The sequence below is a fragment of the uncultured Sulfitobacter sp. genome, assembly GCF_964021855.1.
GTDB lineage: Bacteria > Pseudomonadota > Alphaproteobacteria > Rhodobacterales > Rhodobacteraceae > Sulfitobacter.
Genome location: NZ_CAXHZD010000002.1, coordinates 399,637 through 415,829, shown reverse-complemented (window position 1 = coordinate 415,829; position 16,193 = coordinate 399,637). Strand labels below are relative to the sequence as shown.

At 58.2% G+C, this 16,193-nt stretch carries 18 protein-coding genes; 5 read left to right on the top strand and 13 right to left on the bottom strand.

The genetic code is table 11. The features are described from left to right. Positions 1-71: 71 nt before the first annotated feature. The 5 genes from AADJ11_RS08330 to AADJ11_RS08310 form a co-directional block, all read right to left on the bottom strand. Complete coding sequence (locus AADJ11_RS08330) at positions 72-1,493, bottom strand: FAD-binding oxidoreductase (protein WP_341234059.1); 1,422 nt, start codon at positions 1,491-1,493, stop codon at positions 72-74. A 40-nt stretch (positions 1,494-1,533) separates the two neighbouring features. Beyond that, positions 1,534-2,358: an MBL fold metallo-hydrolase gene (locus tag AADJ11_RS08325; protein WP_341234058.1), complete on the bottom strand. Its 825-nt coding sequence runs from the start codon at positions 2,356-2,358 to the stop codon at positions 1,534-1,536. Positions 2,359-2,453: 95 nt separating this feature from the next. Beyond that, positions 2,454-2,999, bottom strand: coding sequence for an N-acetyltransferase (locus AADJ11_RS08320; protein WP_341234057.1), 546 nt, complete (start codon positions 2,997-2,999; stop codon positions 2,454-2,456). Positions 3,000-3,009: 10 nt separating this feature from the next. Further along, a complete protein-coding gene (locus AADJ11_RS08315; protein ID WP_341234056.1) occupies positions 3,010-3,795 on the bottom strand; it encodes an SseB family protein in 786 nt (261 codons plus the stop codon). After that, complete coding sequence (locus AADJ11_RS08310) at positions 3,788-4,375, bottom strand: uracil-DNA glycosylase family protein (protein WP_341234055.1); 588 nt, start codon at positions 4,373-4,375, stop codon at positions 3,788-3,790. The genes AADJ11_RS08315 and AADJ11_RS08310 overlap by 8 nt, the downstream gene beginning before the upstream one ends. A 110-nt stretch (positions 4,376-4,485) precedes the next feature. Between AADJ11_RS08310 and AADJ11_RS08305 the strand changes: the two genes are divergently transcribed. The 5 genes from AADJ11_RS08305 (at position 4,486) to kdsA (ending at position 9,202) form a co-directional block, all read left to right on the top strand. Next, on the top strand, positions 4,486-4,830 hold the full coding sequence (locus tag AADJ11_RS08305; protein ID WP_341234054.1) for a MarR family transcriptional regulator: 345 nt from the start codon (positions 4,486-4,488) through the stop codon (positions 4,828-4,830). Positions 4,831-4,840: 10 nt separating this feature from the next. Then, positions 4,841-5,743 (top strand): cation diffusion facilitator family transporter, encoded by a 903-nt coding sequence (locus tag AADJ11_RS08300; protein ID WP_341234053.1) that lies wholly within the window; start codon positions 4,841-4,843, stop codon positions 5,741-5,743. 240 nt (positions 5,744-5,983) lie between these two features. Further along, positions 5,984-6,643, top strand: coding sequence for an ATP-binding cassette domain-containing protein (locus tag AADJ11_RS08295; protein ID WP_341234052.1), 660 nt, complete (start codon positions 5,984-5,986; stop codon positions 6,641-6,643). After that, positions 6,621-8,372: a capsule biosynthesis protein gene (locus AADJ11_RS08290; protein ID WP_341234051.1), complete on the top strand. Its 1,752-nt coding sequence runs from the start codon at positions 6,621-6,623 to the stop codon at positions 8,370-8,372. The genes AADJ11_RS08295 and AADJ11_RS08290 overlap by 23 nt, the downstream gene beginning before the upstream one ends. Then, positions 8,369-9,202: a 3-deoxy-8-phosphooctulonate synthase gene (kdsA, locus tag AADJ11_RS08285; protein ID WP_341234050.1), complete on the top strand. Its 834-nt coding sequence runs from the start codon at positions 8,369-8,371 to the stop codon at positions 9,200-9,202. Before AADJ11_RS08290 ends, kdsA begins: the two co-directional genes overlap by 4 nt. On the opposite strand, the gene AADJ11_RS08280 is transcribed toward kdsA, so the two are convergent. The 8 genes from AADJ11_RS08280 to trmB form a co-directional block, all read right to left on the bottom strand. Next, positions 9,199-9,855, bottom strand: a complete 657-nt coding sequence (locus AADJ11_RS08280) for a phosphoribosylanthranilate isomerase (RefSeq protein ID WP_341234049.1) — start codon at positions 9,853-9,855, stop codon at positions 9,199-9,201. The two genes, kdsA and AADJ11_RS08280, sit on opposite strands and share 4 nt — an antisense overlap. Before the next feature lie 34 nt (positions 9,856-9,889). After that, complete coding sequence (locus AADJ11_RS08275; RefSeq protein WP_341234048.1) at positions 9,890-10,240, bottom strand: LapA family protein; 351 nt, start codon at positions 10,238-10,240, stop codon at positions 9,890-9,892. Next, on the bottom strand, positions 10,240-10,524 hold the full coding sequence (ihfB, locus tag AADJ11_RS08270) for an integration host factor subunit beta (RefSeq protein WP_176249680.1): 285 nt from the start codon (positions 10,522-10,524) through the stop codon (positions 10,240-10,242). Before ihfB ends, AADJ11_RS08275 begins: the two co-directional genes overlap by 1 nt. 271 nt (positions 10,525-10,795) lie before the next feature. Beyond that, positions 10,796-12,472 (bottom strand): 30S ribosomal protein S1, encoded by a 1,677-nt coding sequence (gene rpsA, locus AADJ11_RS08265; RefSeq protein ID WP_341234047.1) that lies wholly within the window; start codon positions 12,470-12,472, stop codon positions 10,796-10,798. Between the two features lie 373 nt (positions 12,473-12,845). Further along, positions 12,846-13,223: a rhodanese-like domain-containing protein gene (locus AADJ11_RS08260; RefSeq protein WP_341234046.1), complete on the bottom strand. Its 378-nt coding sequence runs from the start codon at positions 13,221-13,223 to the stop codon at positions 12,846-12,848. A 117-nt stretch (positions 13,224-13,340) separates the two neighbouring features. Further along, positions 13,341-13,955, bottom strand: coding sequence for a d(CMP) kinase (locus tag AADJ11_RS08255; RefSeq protein WP_341234045.1), 615 nt, complete (start codon positions 13,953-13,955; stop codon positions 13,341-13,343). Further along, positions 13,955-15,307 carry a 3-phosphoshikimate 1-carboxyvinyltransferase gene (gene aroA / locus AADJ11_RS08250; RefSeq protein ID WP_341234044.1) on the bottom strand — a complete coding sequence of 451 codons (1,353 nt, stop codon included), beginning with the start codon at positions 15,305-15,307 and terminating at the stop codon, positions 13,955-13,957. The genes AADJ11_RS08255 and aroA overlap by 1 nt, the downstream gene beginning before the upstream one ends. Before the next feature lie 136 nt (positions 15,308-15,443). Next, on the bottom strand, positions 15,444-16,145 hold the full coding sequence (gene trmB / locus AADJ11_RS08245; RefSeq protein ID WP_341234043.1) for a tRNA (guanosine(46)-N7)-methyltransferase TrmB: 702 nt from the start codon (positions 16,143-16,145) through the stop codon (positions 15,444-15,446). Positions 16,146-16,193: the final 48 nt, after the last annotated feature.

Sequence of the window (16,193 nt, the reverse complement as noted above, 5' to 3'; positions counted from 1 at the left end):
CAGGTTTGGGGGCGCTGCCCCCCGTCCCTGCGGGCCGTCCCCCGGGATATTTTAAAGCCAGAGAATACGGATCAGTTCGGTGCAGGGACGATTGCGCCGGGGTTCATGATGCCGTTGGGATCTAGTGCGGCTTTGATGGCATGAATGGCAGAGAGTTTGGCCGGATCGCTGTAGCGTTCAAGGTCTTTAACCTTGAGACGGCCGATACCGTGCTCGGCACTGACAGATCCGCCCAGTGCGTGGGTCAGATCGTGGATCGTTGTTTTGATCTGTTCGCGCTCGGCTTCGTGATCCTGGCGCGATTTTCCTATGACCGGGAAGATATTGTAGTGCAGGTTGCCATCGCCCACATGGCCGAAGCAGTTAATCCGGAAATCCCCCAAGGCCGCGATTTTTTCACCGGCTTTGGTGATAAACTCGGGGATGGCCCCCAGCGGCACAGAAATATCATGGCTTGAGATCGAGCCCACCTTGCGATTTGCGTGGGGGATCATTTCGCGGATTGCCCAGAAATCATCTGATTGCTGTTGGCTTTGTGCGATCAACCCGTCGGTGACCAGATCAGCTTCCATCGCGTGTTCAAACAGGGTTTCAAGCGAGGTGGCAGGATCAAGATCGCCGCTAAGACCCAGTTCGATCAACACGCACCATTCGGGCGGCATATCGAACGGTTGACGTACTTCGGGCATGGTCTCAGAAAGGAAATCAAAGCCCATCTTATTCACAATCTCGAAGGCGCTGACCATTTCGCCCAGTTGATCCCGCGCCATCGACAACAGCTTCAACGCTGCGGCGGGCGATTGCACCACCAGCAACGCCGTCCCTGATTTGGCAGGGCGCGCGAACAGCTTGAGCGCGGCCGCCGTGATTACGCCCAAGGTGCCCTCGGCCCCGATCAGCAAATGACGCAGGTCATAGCCCGTGTTGTTTTTGCGCAGCCGCGTCAGACCGTTCCAGATTTGCCCGTCGGGCAAAACTGCCTCGAGCCCCAGACACAGATCGCGGGCATTGCCGTAGCGCAGAACGCCTGTGCCCCCGGCATTTGTTGCAAGATTGCCACCGATACGGGCCGACCCTTGGGCGGCCAAGCTGAGCGGGAACAACCGGTTGGCGTTTTCGGCAGCGTCCTGAACATCGGAGAGGATCACACCCGCCTCGGCCACCAGTACGTTTTCATCCGGATAGACGGCACGCACCTTGTTCATCCGCTCTAGCGACAGGATCAGAGGGGCGGGGCCATGTTCCGCGACCTGCCCCCCAACCAGCCCGGTGCCGCCGCCGTAAGGGATCACGCCGACACGGGCGGCATTTGCATGGCGGATCAGGGTTGCGACCTCTTGCACATCACGGGGCAGCGCGAGAATGGCGGATTGCCCGGTATAGAGGCCGCGGGGTTCTTCCAGATATCGCGGCTCGACGGGGCGAAACACGTCGGAGGGAAGATCGGCGCGCAAGGCGGCCTCGAATGCGGGATCAGCGGCGTTTAATTTCATGGTGCATTGATCGCGCTGGCGCACAAAACTTGCAAGCTGCTTAATTGTCACTGCGTAAATATTGCGGGCGCAGCACCATGATCGTGGGCTGTGACGGCAGCCGGTCGCGTGACAGTTGCAATGCGGGCCCTTCGACGTTGATTACTGTGAATTCGTCCGACATGGCCGCCAGAAAGTCACTTAGTCCGAAATCCGAAAACCAATGCATGGGGATCACAACCGATGATTTCAGGCGCTTTAGAATGCGGATCATGGTGGGCAGATCAAGCGTATAGCCACCATCGACCGGGGCCATCACCACATCAAGCCGTCCAATCGCCGCATATTGGGCCGCATCGGGTTCATGATGAAGATGCCCCAAATGGCCAATACACAGGCCTGCCATTTCGAAGATGAAGATCGAGTTTCCTTTGACCTCGACCCCTGCGAATTGCGACCGGATATCGGTAGAAACATTACGGATCAGAACCTCGCCCAAGTCGAGGGAATGATCGATGCCTTGGCCAAACTCACCCCAGCCGGGCAGGACATGCGGGATCGCGGGATCGGGGAATTGCGTGAAATGGCTTTCATGGGCGCGGTTCATGGTGACCACATCGGGGATCATCGGCAGCGTGCCCGTGAACCCGGTGAAATCAGTGACCATATTCAGCCCGCCATGACTGCGGATCAGGAAACTGGCATGGGCGATGTAGTGTAGATGCACCGTTTCAGTCGCGACATCGGGCAGATTGGCGAGGGTCAGATATGCCATCCCCGGCGTTGCCTCGGCCAAGGCGATGCAATGGCTGGGGGTGCGCGTATGTATCTGCGCATGGGCCATCGGGGCCAGCAGCGACAGGGCAAGTATCAAACGAAACAACATGGGCGGACCTCCTTTGATCTCAAAAGGATACCGCAAATGTGCCATCTGTCGTTAGGAATTATGCCGCAGGGGTGCCCCAAGGTAGGGCCAAAGGGTTACCAAAGCGCCGGTTTGTGGAGCGCGGGCACGCAGTGTGACGGGCCGACCAGTGGCCAATCACCTTTGGTCGACAGCCGCTGACCCAGCCAGCCGAATGGCATGCTAAGCGGCAGCGGCGGTTGCGCCATGTCTGCGGTAATCGGTTCAAAGCCAGTTTTGATATAGTAGTTCGGATCGCCATAGCAGAGGGCAAAATCAACGCCTCTTTGGCGTAAATCGTCCAGCCCACGCGATATCATTTTCTGCCCGACGCCGATGTTTTGGGATTCCGTTTTAACGGCCACAGGTGCCATGATGAAGACCGTTCGGTCGTCGCCATCAAAGCGCAGGCGAGAGAAGAACACGCAACCGACGACTTTGTTGTCCTCCAAAGCCGCCCACATGATCACGTCATCGCGCGGAGTATCAACCAGCAGGTCGCGGGCGAGTTGACCCACCATCCTGCCCTCTTCCACACTATCGGACACCGTGAAGCTATCGGTGCATAACCGTGCTATCTCGGACTCACGGCCCGCGAAATCTGACGTGAACTCTAGCTTCATGGCATCACCTCTAGTGCAAGATCGGCGGCTTTGACGGGTCAGACCCCGGTGCCTCCATCCGGGGGGTCTTTTGCAGCGGCTCCATCTGGGGCAGATCGAACCGCAGGCCCACCTTGGACAGCTTTTCAACAGTCGGGTCAGAGGGTGCGAAAAATCCGACGTCCATGGCCCCCGCTTCGATCCCCGAGAATGTCAGCGCTTCGGAGGCGGCGCGCACCAGCGCATCTTGGGCACGCGGGATCGCGCCGACAAATCCCAGCAGATGCCCGCGAGCGCCGCCTTCGTATTCGACGCCGACCAACCATGCCCCCGCAGCCATGCCGGTGGCGGTGGCCAGCTTGGCATCAATCGCGGCGATCAGGGTTTCGGGCAGCCCCTTGGGCGGGATGACGCGGGTGATCTTGGCCTCGACCTGCCCGGGCGTGTGGGCCAGCGTATCGCGCAGCCACGCCACCGCAGTGTCGGGTAGTAAAATGGCGGACGGTGCGACATTCATATTCACAGCCATGCCAAGCGGTTGCCCTTCGAGCATACCAGCAATGGCCCGACCGGACAGCGCCACGTAAGGGGCCGCATGGCCGACATAAGCGGCCAGCCGTTCGATGCGATCAAAAACCAGAACATAGGCATCTTGCAGCAACACCGGGTTGACCTGATCGTCGTCCGGCTCGTCCTCAAGCAGCATGAACAGTTCCACATCGGCCATACGTTCATAAAAACGCAAACGCGCGGCGTCGTCCCCATCATCCGCCATCATAGCGGCATGTGCGGTGTCCAATGGTGTTGGGTCAGTCATGCATCACATCCCTTACAGCTTTACGCAGCTCAGGAAGAACGTTTTCCTCGAACCACGGATTTTTCTTGAGCCAACCGGTATTGCGCCAAGACGGATGTGGCAAGGCAAAGACGCCCGGCGGATGGCTTTGCCAATCGGCGACGGCTTGGGTCACGGTGGTGAAACCCGGCAAATGATAGCGCATGGCGTGCCCGCCAATCAGCACCGTCAGCCGCACGTCAGGCACGGTTGCCAAGGCCCCTGCCCGCCATGTTTTGGCACAGATCGGCGGCGGCGGCAGATCGCTGCCTTTGGCGTCATAGCCGGGAAAGCAAAACGCCATCGGAATGATCGCCACGCGGCTGCGGTCGTAAAATGCGTATTCGTCCAGCCCCAGCCAGTCGCGCAGGCGCTTGCCCGACGCATCCCAAAACGGCGTATTCGCCACATGCACGCGCACCCCCGGTGCTTGCGACGCGATCAACAAACGTGCACCCGGCTGGAACCAGACCACCGGATTGGGCCGATGCGCCGTTGCCGTCTGGGCAAAGCGGTCAGCACATAGTGTACAGGCGCGCAGCTGGGGGCGGATGTCAGTCATATATCCGAGATAACAGCGTAAACGCAGGTTTCAATCTGGTTGGGCAAATTCATTTCGAGCTTTGTCGAAATGACCTTGACGCAGAGCCTTATTTCGATACTTCTAAAAATATGGAAACATTACCGGCCCCGCCTTCCGACCTCACTCTTGCCGCTGCACGTTTTGCGGCCCTAGGGTCCGAGCAACGTTTACACGTGATGCGTACCCTTGTGCGGGCTGGCCCAAAGGGGCTGACGATTGGCGCGCTTGGCGAAAGATCGGCCATCACCGGATCAACGCTGACCCATCATGTGAAATTGCTGGTCGCCGCAGGTCTGGTGCAGCAGCAAAAACAGGGGCGAAATATCATCTGTGCCGCTGTCGCCCATGCCGCGATCAACGAGATGTCGCAGTTTCTATTGACCGAATGCTGCGCAGACGCCGATACGCCCTGCCCCGACCATCCCCATCCTTAGAAAGCGCCCGATGTCACACGCTCATCATCACCACGTTGACCCCGATGCAGGCGACGGCAAAATCGCCGCAGCGGTTGCGATTAACCTTGGCCTAACACTGGCGCAGATCATTGGTGGCTTGGTTTCAGGCAGCCTGTCGCTTATCGCCGATGCGCTGCACAACTTTAGCGATGCCATTTCGCTGATCATCGCCTTTGGTGCCCGCAAAATTGCCCGACGTCCGGCGAATGCGGATATGACCTTTGGCTATGGCCGGATCGAGGCGGTGGCCGCCCTGATCAACTATACCACCTTGATCGTGATCGGGCTGTATCTGGCCTATGAGGCCATCATGCGATTTGCCGAACCCGAACCGGTTACGGGGTGGATTATCGTTACCGTGGCAGGGTTTGCCTTGCTGGTTGATATGGGCACAGCGGCATTGACCTATCGCGCGTCGAAATCCAGCGTGAACATCCGCGCGGCGTTCGTGCACAATGTTGCCGACGCCTTGGGGTCTGTGGCGGTCATGGTGGCGGGAACGCTGGTTCTGCTGTTCGGCTGGACGTGGGTTGATCCGCTGGTGACACTGATGATCGCGGGCTACATTCTGTGGCTATCGGCCACGGAACTGCCCAAAGTGGCTCGCATTTTGATGCTGGCACGTCCCGCAGGTATGGAAACCGAAGATGTCATTGCCGCGATGCGCGCGGTGCCCGGTGTCATTGATGTGCACCATGTTCATCTGTGGATCATGCAAGAGCATGGCAACGCGCTAGACGCGCATATCGTCGCTGCCACAGGAACCGACGCCGGCGTGCTGCGAAAAGCCATAAAGGCACATCTGCTGCAAAGCTTTGATTTGCACCACACCACGCTTGAGCTTGAGACCGAAACGGACCGCTGTATCGATCCCGTAATTATTGGCCACTAACGTTTGCCCCGTCGCGGGTCAGGCCAAGCGGAAGCGAAAGCTGGGTGCGGAAGATATAGACACAGCCGCGCGCCAAATTGTGATCGCCGCAAACGCAAACCTGCGGGTCCTGCACGGCAGTCTTGGTTGTACATCTGTTTCACGATGCGACATAATATGGCCTAATTCATCCGATAGGTGACGGCGATACCTCCGGCCTACAAGGAGGAGCCAACATCTTTCGGCGCAACCGGAGCAGTCATGCTGGAATTCGACAATGTATCCAAGTCCTTTTGGACGGGCACACAGCACAAGGTCATTCTGGACCATGTGTCATTCCGTGTGGAATTGGGTAATTCGTTGGGGATCTTGGCACCAAACGGCACCGGAAAATCGACCCTGATCAACATGATGGCAGGTCTGGAAAAAGCCGACGAAGGCGAAATCCGGCGCGGCTGCAAAATCAGCTTTCCGCTTGGCTTTATGGGCGGTGTGGTCGGCAAGGTTTCGGCCATGGAAAACGCCCGCTATATTGCGCGGCTTTACGGGCTGGACCCTGATTATGTGGAAAGCTTTTGCCGCTGGCTGTGCGGGTTGGGTGAATATTTCGATCAGCCGGTTGGCACCTATTCCGCCGGGATGCGCGGGCGGTTTTCCTTTGCGTTGTTGCTGGCGCTGGATTTCGATATCTATCTGATCGACGAAGGCATGCCGAGCACAACAGATGTTGAGTTCAACCGCAAAGCGGGCGAAATCCTGAGAGAGCGGCTGCGCACAACGACCATCATTATCGTATCACACCAGGCAGAGACGCTTGAGAAATATGCGCGCTCCGCTGGCGTGCTACTGGGCGGAAAGCTTCACTTATTCGACACGCTGGAAGAGGCTAAGCAGGTTTATGACTACGAAACCCAAAGCTAGAAAATTTCGCATCAAGCGAAGCACTCCGGCAGCTGCGGCCCCCAGCAAAGCCGCGCCGTCAGGTGACGGCGAGGCACCCGTTGATCGCCGCCGCCCCGTCAGTGCAGGCCCTGCCAAGCCAACGCCCACGCAGCCATCAGCCGCGCCAGCATCTGCTGCTGCGTCTGCGGATCAGGCGACGCCTTCGACCGCTAAACCATCGGGGCCCCCTTCCGCCGCACAGACCACACCATCGGCGGCAACGCCCCCCCGGACACCACCACAAGCGGGCGAGGTTTCCTCCTCAACTCAGGTGAGGGGCGAACAAGACATCGACGCGATCCGTCGCGAAGGCCTGACAGGCCGCCAGTTGCGAATGGCCCGCCGCGTGGCCCAGAAGCACGGGCTGGCCCCGACCTCGGATTTTGACGCGGTGCGCTTGCTGCGGGATGCGGGCATTGATCCCTTCCAACGTTCCAACATGCTAGAGCTGGTCGTGCCACAAGCCGGCGGTAGCCCCGGCACCGATCGGGTCCAACTGCCGCAAACCGTGCCCGTCGGTGGCGCTGGCAACCTACCCTCGACCGAGGTTAAACCGATGGAACGTCGGATGCGCGAGATATCTGACATTCAGTCAGATATCAGCCGTCGCCGCCGTCGCAAAATGATGCTGCTTGTGGTGCGTCTGATGTTTTTCGTCGGCCTGCCCACGATCATGGGCGGTTACTATTTCTATAACGTCGCCACCCCCATGTACGCCACAGAAAGCCAGTTCCTGATCATCCAGAACGAAGGCGGCGGCGGGGTTGGTCCCTTGGGGGGGCTGCTGCCCACGCAATTTGCGAACTCGGCCGACAGTATCGCCACCCAAAGCTATCTACAGTCCAAGGATGCGATGCTGCGCCTCAACAAAGATGTCGGGTTCGTCTCGCATTTCTCGCAGGATAGCATTGATCCGATCCAGCGGCTGGACCCTGATGCGTCGAACGAAGAGGCGTATAGATTCTATAAAAAGAACGTCAAAATCGGCTACGACCCCACCGAAGGCATGATCCGCATGGAAGTGATCGCCGCCGATCCCCAAGTCGCGGCCGTGTATTCCGAACACCTGCTGACCTATGCAGAAGAGCGCGTGAACGGGCTGTCCCAGCAAAAACGCGAAGACGGGATGCGCGATGCGCGGATTGCCTATGAGCAAACCGTCGACCAGCGACGCGCCGCGCAAGAGGCGTTGATCAAGCTACAGGTCGAAAACGGCGTGGACCCCGAAGCGGTAATTGCGTCGATCCGCGGCCAGATTAGCACCTATGAAACGGTTTTGCTTGAAAAAGAGCTTGAGCTGGCGGCCCTGATGGACAACCCACGGCCTAATCAAGCCAAGGTAGATGGTGTTAAAGGCGACGTGCGCCGTATTGGCGTGCAGCTTGAGCGGCTAAATGAGCGGATGAACAATGCCACCGAAGGCACCAATTCACTGGCGCAGCAAGCCGTGAGTTTGCAACTGGCCCAAGCCGACCTTGCAGCGGCGGACATGGCGTTGCAGTCCTCGCAAACGCAGATGGAACAGGCCCGCACCGAAGCACAACGTCAGGTCCGCTATCTGACCATCGCGGTGCGCCCTGTTGCGTCGCAATCGGCCTCTTATCCGCGCAAGTTCGAGAACACGATTTTGACATTCCTGATCTTTGCGGGCATCTACCTCATGCTGTCGCTGACCGCGTCGATCCTTAAGGAACAGGTAACAAAATGATCCAAGTCACTGTGGGTAATGTCGTCATCGGGAATGATCGCCCGTTGACCGTAATCGCGGGCCCTTGCCAGTTGGAAAGCGAAACGCACGCCCAGATGATCGCCGGCCAGATGAAGGAAGCCTGCGACGCCGTTGGCGCGCAATATGTGTTCAAGGCCAGCTATGACAAGGCCAACCGCACCTCGCTGGGCGGCAAGCGCGGTCTGGGGATCGAAGAAGGTTTGCGCGTGCTGCAATCGGTGGGCAAAGCCAACGGCGTGCCTGTATTGACCGACGTGCATACCGAAGCGCAATGCGCCATCGCCGCCGAAGCCGTCGACATTTTACAGATCCCCGCCTTCCTGTGCCGTCAAACCGACATGCTGTTGGCCGCTGGCAACACCGGCAAGGTCGTGAATGTTAAGAAGGGTCAGTTTCTGGCCCCGTGGGAAATGCCCAATATCGTGACCAAGATCGAATCGACGGGCAACAAACGTATTATGCTGACCGAACGCGGCACGTCTTTTGGCTATAATACTTTGGTCGCCGACATGCGCAGCCTGCCCCAGATGGCCGCAACCGGTTACCCCGTGGTGATGGATGCGACCCATTCCGTACAACAACCCGGTGGCATGGGCGGATCAAGCGGCGGACAACGTCAGTTTGCGCCCGTCATGGCCCGTGCGGCGGTCGCGATTGGTGTGGGTGCGGTCTTCATCGAAACCCACGAAGACCCGGATAATGCGCCCTCGGACGGTCCGAACATGATCTATCTGGATAAGATGCCAGCGCTGATCGCATCGCTGATGAAGTTTGATGCGCTGGCCAAGGCCGACCCGATCGAAATCTAAGCTTTCGCGGGCTTTTGCGCCGCTTGGCCGAAGGCCGCGATCAACCCGGCGTCTTTGATGCCGGGTGCAGATTCTACACCAGATGACACATCAACCTGACGCGCGCCGGTCATGCGCACCGCCTCGGCCACGTTTTCGGATGTCAGCCCCCCTGCCAGCATCCACGGCTTGGGCCATTTACGACCGGCAATCAAACGCCAATCAAACGCCAAACCATTCCCGCCGGGCAGATCGCCCCCCTTGGGCGGCTTTGCGTCGACCAATATCTGATCCGCTACAGCCATGTATTGATCGAGCTGATCCAGATCACCCGCATCCGCGACCCCCACCGCCTTCATCACTGGCAGGCCATAGCGTACTTTGACCTCGCGCACGCGCGCGGGTGTCTCGGAACCGTGCAGTTGCAACATATCGATTGGCACAACGGCCAGCAGGGCATCCAGAAACGCATCATCGGCATTGACGGTCAGGGCGACCTTGCAAATGCCGTCAGGCACCTCAAGCGCCAGCGCGGTCGCTTCTTCAAAACTGACGTTGCGAGGGGATTTGGGGAAAAAGACAAACCCGACATAGCGAGCATCCACCGCCACAGCCGCGGCAATATCAGCCGCACTGCGCAGACCGCAGAACTTTACATGCACTTTTGTCGACATTGAATTTCCTTGGGTCGCCAGAACAGACAGATAATCAGCTGGCGCGATCCAACAAGGCCAGAACATCATCTTGGCCTTCGTATTTCTCGCCTTTCAGGCGCGCAATCTCGCGCTCAAGACGGCGCATTTCGCGGGCCTGACGCGCGGCTTCGGCACGTTGGTTATATTCGCGGATCCATTCCCAGACGAACCCCACCAACAGGCCAGCGATGATGCTGCCCAAAATCACAATGAACAGCGGCACGTTAATTTCGGGGTTCATCGCGAAAAAGCCCGACACCTCTGTTGGCAACAGCCTGAGCGACACCATTGACCGGTTGGCCAAGGCGACAGCGATCAATGCCAAGGCAAAGATCGCAATGCAAAGGTAGCGGACGTAACGCATTAGGAATTCCCGTTCAAACGATCACGAAGCAACTTACCGGTCTTGAAGAACGGCACGTGCTTGTCTTCTACATGAACTGTTTCCCCAGTGCGAGGGTTCCGGCCAACACGGGCATCACGTTTCTTGACAGAAAACGCGCCAAATCCACGCAGCTCGACACGATCCCCTTGGGCCATCGCGCCGGTGATCTCTTCAAAGATGGTATTCACAATTCTTTCCACGTCACGTTGGTAAAGATGTGGATTGTCGTCTGCGATTTTCTGAATCAGTTCCGACCGGATCATGTAATATTCTCCCCCGCGATGCGTTTTATTATTCAGCTGACTATACCAACTCCAACGCGTTCGTGAAGTCTCACAAATCAACCATTGGCGCATTTACCGGCGCGAACCCGCTGATTTATGGTCATTTTTTCACCATAATCACGCTTTGAGGGTATTAAACCCATCCTTAACCACCTGACAGCCCCTAACACGGCCACCCCGATTCGCATGAAAAAGGGCCCCGCAACTTGCATTGCGAGGCCCCGTAATTTTGTGAATTAAGCGCTTAGGCTTATTCGTCGCCCTTAAGAGCGGCACCAAGGATATCACCCAAGGATGCGCCTGAGTCAGAGGAGCCATACTGCTCGACTGCTTCTTTCTCTTCTGCGATTTCACGTGCTTTGATCGACACGCCCAAACGGTGCGCTTTGGTGTCAACATTGGTGATGCGAACATCAACCTTGTCACCAACCGAGAAACGCTCGGGGCGCTGTTCGGCACGGTCACGCGACAGATCGGAGCGACGGATGAAGGCTTTCATACCTTCATATTCGACTTCGATGCCACCGTCTTCGATGGAGGTCACTGTCACAGTTACAACGGAACCGCGCTTAACGCCGCCCACTGCTTCTGCAAACTTGTCGCCGCCAACACCTTTGATCGAGAGGCTGATGCGCTCTTTCTCAACGTCGACTTCGGACACAACAGCCTGAACCATGTCGCCCTTGCGGTAGTTCTGGATGGCGTCTTCGCCACGTTCGTCCCAGGACAGGTCGGACAGGTGAACCATGCCGTCGATGTCGCCTGGCAGACCAACAAACAGACCGAATTCGGTGATGTTTTTGACTTCGCCTTCGACTTCGGTGCCTTCAGGGTGTGTTTCTGCAAACACTTCCCATGGGTTGCGCATGGTCTGCTTGAGACCAAGGGAAACGCGGCGCTTGGCACCATCGATTTCCAGAACCATGACTTCGACTTCTTGCGAAGTGGACACGATCTTGCCGGGGTGTACGTTTTTCTTGGTCCAAGACATCTCGGACACGTGCACCAGACCTTCAACGCCGGGCTCAAGCTCAACAAATGCACCGTAGTCGGTGATGTTGGTAACGCGACCGGTGTGCGTGGATTCCAGTGGGTACTTGCCAGCAACCAGATCCCATGGATCTTCTTGCAATTGCTTCATGCCCAAGGAGATGCGGTGCGTCTCTTTGTTGATCTTGATGACTTGAACCTTGATGGTCTCGCCAATTGTCAGGATCTCGGATGGGTGGTTCACACGGCGCCATGCCATGTCTGTGACGTGCAGCAAGCCGTCAACGCCGCCCAGATCAACGAACGCACCGTATTCGGTGATGTTCTTGACCACGCCGTCAACTTCTTGGCCCTCAGTGAGGTTGCCAATAACTTCGGCACGCTGTTCGGCACGGGATTCTTCAAGGATCGCACGACGCGATACAACGATGTTACCACGGCGACGGTCCATTTTCAGAACCTGGAACGGCTGCTTCAGACCCATCAATGGGCCAGCATCGCGCACGGGGCGCACATCGACTTGCGAACCGGGAAGGAACGCAACAGCGCCGCCCAGATCAACAGTAAAGCCACCTTTAACGCGGCCAAAGATTGCGCCTTCAACGCGCTCTTCTGCTGCATAGGCTTTTTCCAGACGGTCCCAAGCTTCCTCACGGCGCGCCATCTCACGAGAGATAACAGCTTCGCCACGGGAGTTTTCGACCTGACGAAGGAACACTTCGACTTCGTCGCCGACTTCAACTTTGGGAGCTTCGCCTGGCTCGGCAAATTCTTTCAGCTCGACGCGGCCTTCCATTTTGTAGCCTACGTCGATGATGGCTTGGCCCGCTTCAATCGCGATTACCTTGCCTTTGACAACAGAGCCCTCTTCGGGCGTGTCCATTTCAAAGCTTTCTTCCAAAAGTGCTTCGAAGTCTTCCATTGAGTTCATAGCCATGTAGCTTGATTTTCCTTTAGCATTTGGTTTCTGGCCGCGCGGTTGTCTCCGCCGGTCTGTGATTAAAATTGTCATCCGTGATGGATTCCGTACGCAAAGCAAAGAGGGCCGGATAAAACCGACCCTGCCTGATATATTGCGCCCGAAACGTGTATCCGCCCCTTAGACAGTCGCGCGTATAGGCCTGTTTTCCGCGAATGGCAAGGGTGGTTAAGCGTCAGGTATCCCCTGACATCAGCGTCCATCATGGCTTCCTACCTTCTTCCCCATAAGGGAGAAAAGGACCCGACCGAAACCTAGATGCATCAATAGGCTATGAAGGCGACAAACTGGATGCTCTCAGCGCCCCAAGCGGGCGCTGAGCCGAGCTGTATTAAGCCTCAGTCGGGCCGCCCGCGTCTTTCCAGCCGGCAAAGCCGCCGATGTTGGTCACATTAGAATAGCCCATGTCGTGCAAAGTCTTGCCCGACAGCGCCGCCTGACCGCCTGCGCCACAGATCAAATAAATCTCGGCGTCCTTTTGGAAGATCGGGTTGTACAGCGCCTCCACCTTCGGATCAGCGCGGAATTCGATCATGCCGCGTGGCACACGGTGCGCGCCTTTGATGGTGCCGCTATTGGCAATGTCAGATGAATCGCGAACGTCGATAAACACGCCGTTGCCTTCGGCATGTTTGGCAATCGCGTCCTTAGCATCCATTTTCGGGACAACTGCATTGGCAGCATCTAGGTAATCTTGTGCGGTTTTCATTGGGATGATCCTTATAATTCGGTGTGCCGTGTTCTCGGATATCGCGGCGTTCACTGTAAGAACGCGCCAGTTTCTCATACCGTTCCATTGTCGCGGAATTACTTTGCCCCCGCGGGCCTATCCCACCATGCGCGCAGCGATCAGCTCGATCGCGCGGGCCACGGCGGTGTTTATGTCCATGGTCGATGTGTCCATTTCAACGGCGTCTTCGGCGGGCTTGAGCGGGGCCTCGGCGCGGGTGCTGTCACGTAAGTCACGCGCTTCGACCTCGGCCAGAATATCAGCAAGCGTGACGTCGAACCCATTCGCCGTCAGTTCGGCAAAGCGGCGTTCTGCGCGGACCTCGGGCGTGGCCGTAATAAACAGTTTGACCTGCGCGTCGGGGCAAATCACCGTCCCGATGTCGCGCCCGTCCAACACGGCACCACCGGCGCGCATGGCAAAACTGCGCTGGAAATCCACCAAGGCGGCCCGCACTTCCGGAATGGCGGCGGCACGGCTGGCGGCCTCGGCCACAGCATTTGTGCGCAACTGGTCATTCTCAAGATCACCCGCGACCAAGGTCAATGCCGCCTCTTCCGCCGTCATCCCCTCAAGCACCTTTGCACCAACGGCACGGTACAAAAGCCCGGTATCCAGATGCGCAAAGCCGAAATGCTCGGCCACGGCGCGCGACACCGTACCCTTACCGGCAGCCGCAGGCCCGTCGATGGCAACCGTAAAGCCGTCCATTACGCCGTGCCTCGCGTCACATTGGCACCAAGCTGCGCCATCAGCGGCTCAAATATCGGGAACGAGGTGGTGATCGGCGCACCGTCATCAACGCTGACAGGCGCATTCGCCGCCATGCCCATAATCATAAAGGACATCGCAATACGGTGATCCAACTGGCTGGCACAGGTCGCGCCACCCGGAACATTGCCATGGCCCAGCCCCGTCACGGCCCACCAATCAGCCCCCTCGTCAACCTCAACACCATTGGCGCGCAGACCCTTGGCCATCGCATCAATCCGGTCGCTTTCCTTGACCCGCAGCTCTTTGACGCCTCGCATCATAGTCTTGCCTTGGGCAAAGGACGCAACCACGGACAGCACAGGGTATTCATCAATCATCGACGCGGCCCGCGCAGGTGGCACCTCGATACCCTTCATATCAGGCGAAAACTTGGCCCGCAGATCGGCAACTGGCTCGCCACCCTCAGTCCGTTCGTTTTCATAGGTCAGATCGGCACCCATCTCGCGCAGCGTGGTGAACAACCCCGCCCGCGTCGGGTTCAGGCCGATACCCGGCACCAAGACATCCGACCCCGGCACGATCAGCGCCGCACAGACCGGAAACGCGGCCGACGACGGATCGCGCGGCACATCCACATGTTGGGCTTGCAGCTCCGGCTGGCCGGTCAAGGTAATAACACGGCCTTCGTCCGTATCCTCAACCGTGATCTCGGCCCCAAATCCCGCCAACATGCGTTCCGTGTGATCGCGCGTCGCCTCGGCCTCGACCACCACAGTCTTGCCCGGTGCGTTCAGCCCCGCCAGCAAGACCGCCGATTTCACCTGCGCCGATGGGACTGGCACCACATAGCGTACCGGAACAGGCTCCGCCGCGCCAACGATGGTCATCGGCAGTCGCCCGCCCTTGCGCCCAACGGCCTGCGTACCAAACAATGCCAACGGGTCTGTGACCCGCGCCATGGGCCGCCCGTTCAAACTTGCATCTCCGGTAAATGTCGCGGTGATCGGCGATGTCGCCATCGCGCCCATGATCAACCGCACGCCGGTGCCGGAATTGCCGCAATCGATCACGCTCTCAGGCTCGGCAAAGCCACCAACACCAACGCCGTGCACCGACCAGTTGCCGCCGCCCAAATCCGTCACCTCGGCCCCGAACGCACGCATCGCGCGGGCCGTGTCCAACACATCATCGCCTTCCAACAAACCGCTAATCGTCGTCTCGCCCACACACATCGCCCCCAAGATCAGCGACCGGTGCGAGATTGATTTATCCCCCGGCACCTCGGCCACCCCGCTCAAGGGGCCGCAAGCAGACGAGGTCATAGGAATAGGCGTGGCGTGACTGGACATGGTGCAACCTCAATCTGAATTCTGACCGACGTCATAAACCAGCCCGCAGGTGCCGTCCATAACCGCGGGGCCTATCTTCTCTGGCTCTTAAATATCCATGGGGGTCCGGGGGCAATCAGCCCCCGCTGCGCAACGCTTAACGTTTGCGGAACGTCAGGTAATGCGGCACCCGGCCTTCGCGCAGGGCCTTTTGCTCATAGCGCGTGGAAATCCAGTCGTCCCACGGCTCTTTCCAATCGGCAGGGCGCTCGGCCAGCCATTCAAAACCGTGGCGCGGCACCTGTTCCAGCGTCTGGCGCACATAGTCTTCGATGTCCGTGGCCACGCGAAAGATCGCGCCGGGTTTCAGTACCCGCGCCAAAGGCTCCAGATGCTCTGGCGTGACAAAGCGGCGCCGGTGATGGCGTGTTTTTGGCCAAGGATCAGGGTAGAGCAGAAACGCCCGGTCGATAGATGCTTCGGGCAGCACATCAAAAATATCACGGGCATCCCCGGGATGAATCGCAACATTGCTGACACCGGCACGCCGGATTTTTCCCAACAGCATTGCAACGCCGTTGATGTATGGTTCGCAGCCGATGATCCCGACATCCGGGTTCTGGGCGGCTTGATGCACCATGTGTTCACCACCGCCAAATCCGATCTCAAGCCAGACGGGTTTGCCATCGAACAGTGCGGGCAAATCAAGCGGCGTGCGTGACGGGTTGGCCTCCCAATCGACGGGGCCAGGCGACAGCGCATCAAGGTCTTCCTCAATATAGCCCTTTTGGCTTTGCTTGAGGGATTTGCCTTTGAGGCGACCATAGAAGTTTCTGCGGGGGCGTATCGGATCTGTCATGCGCTTGCCTTTAGCGTGACACCTGCGCCAACGCAACGGCCCACGGCA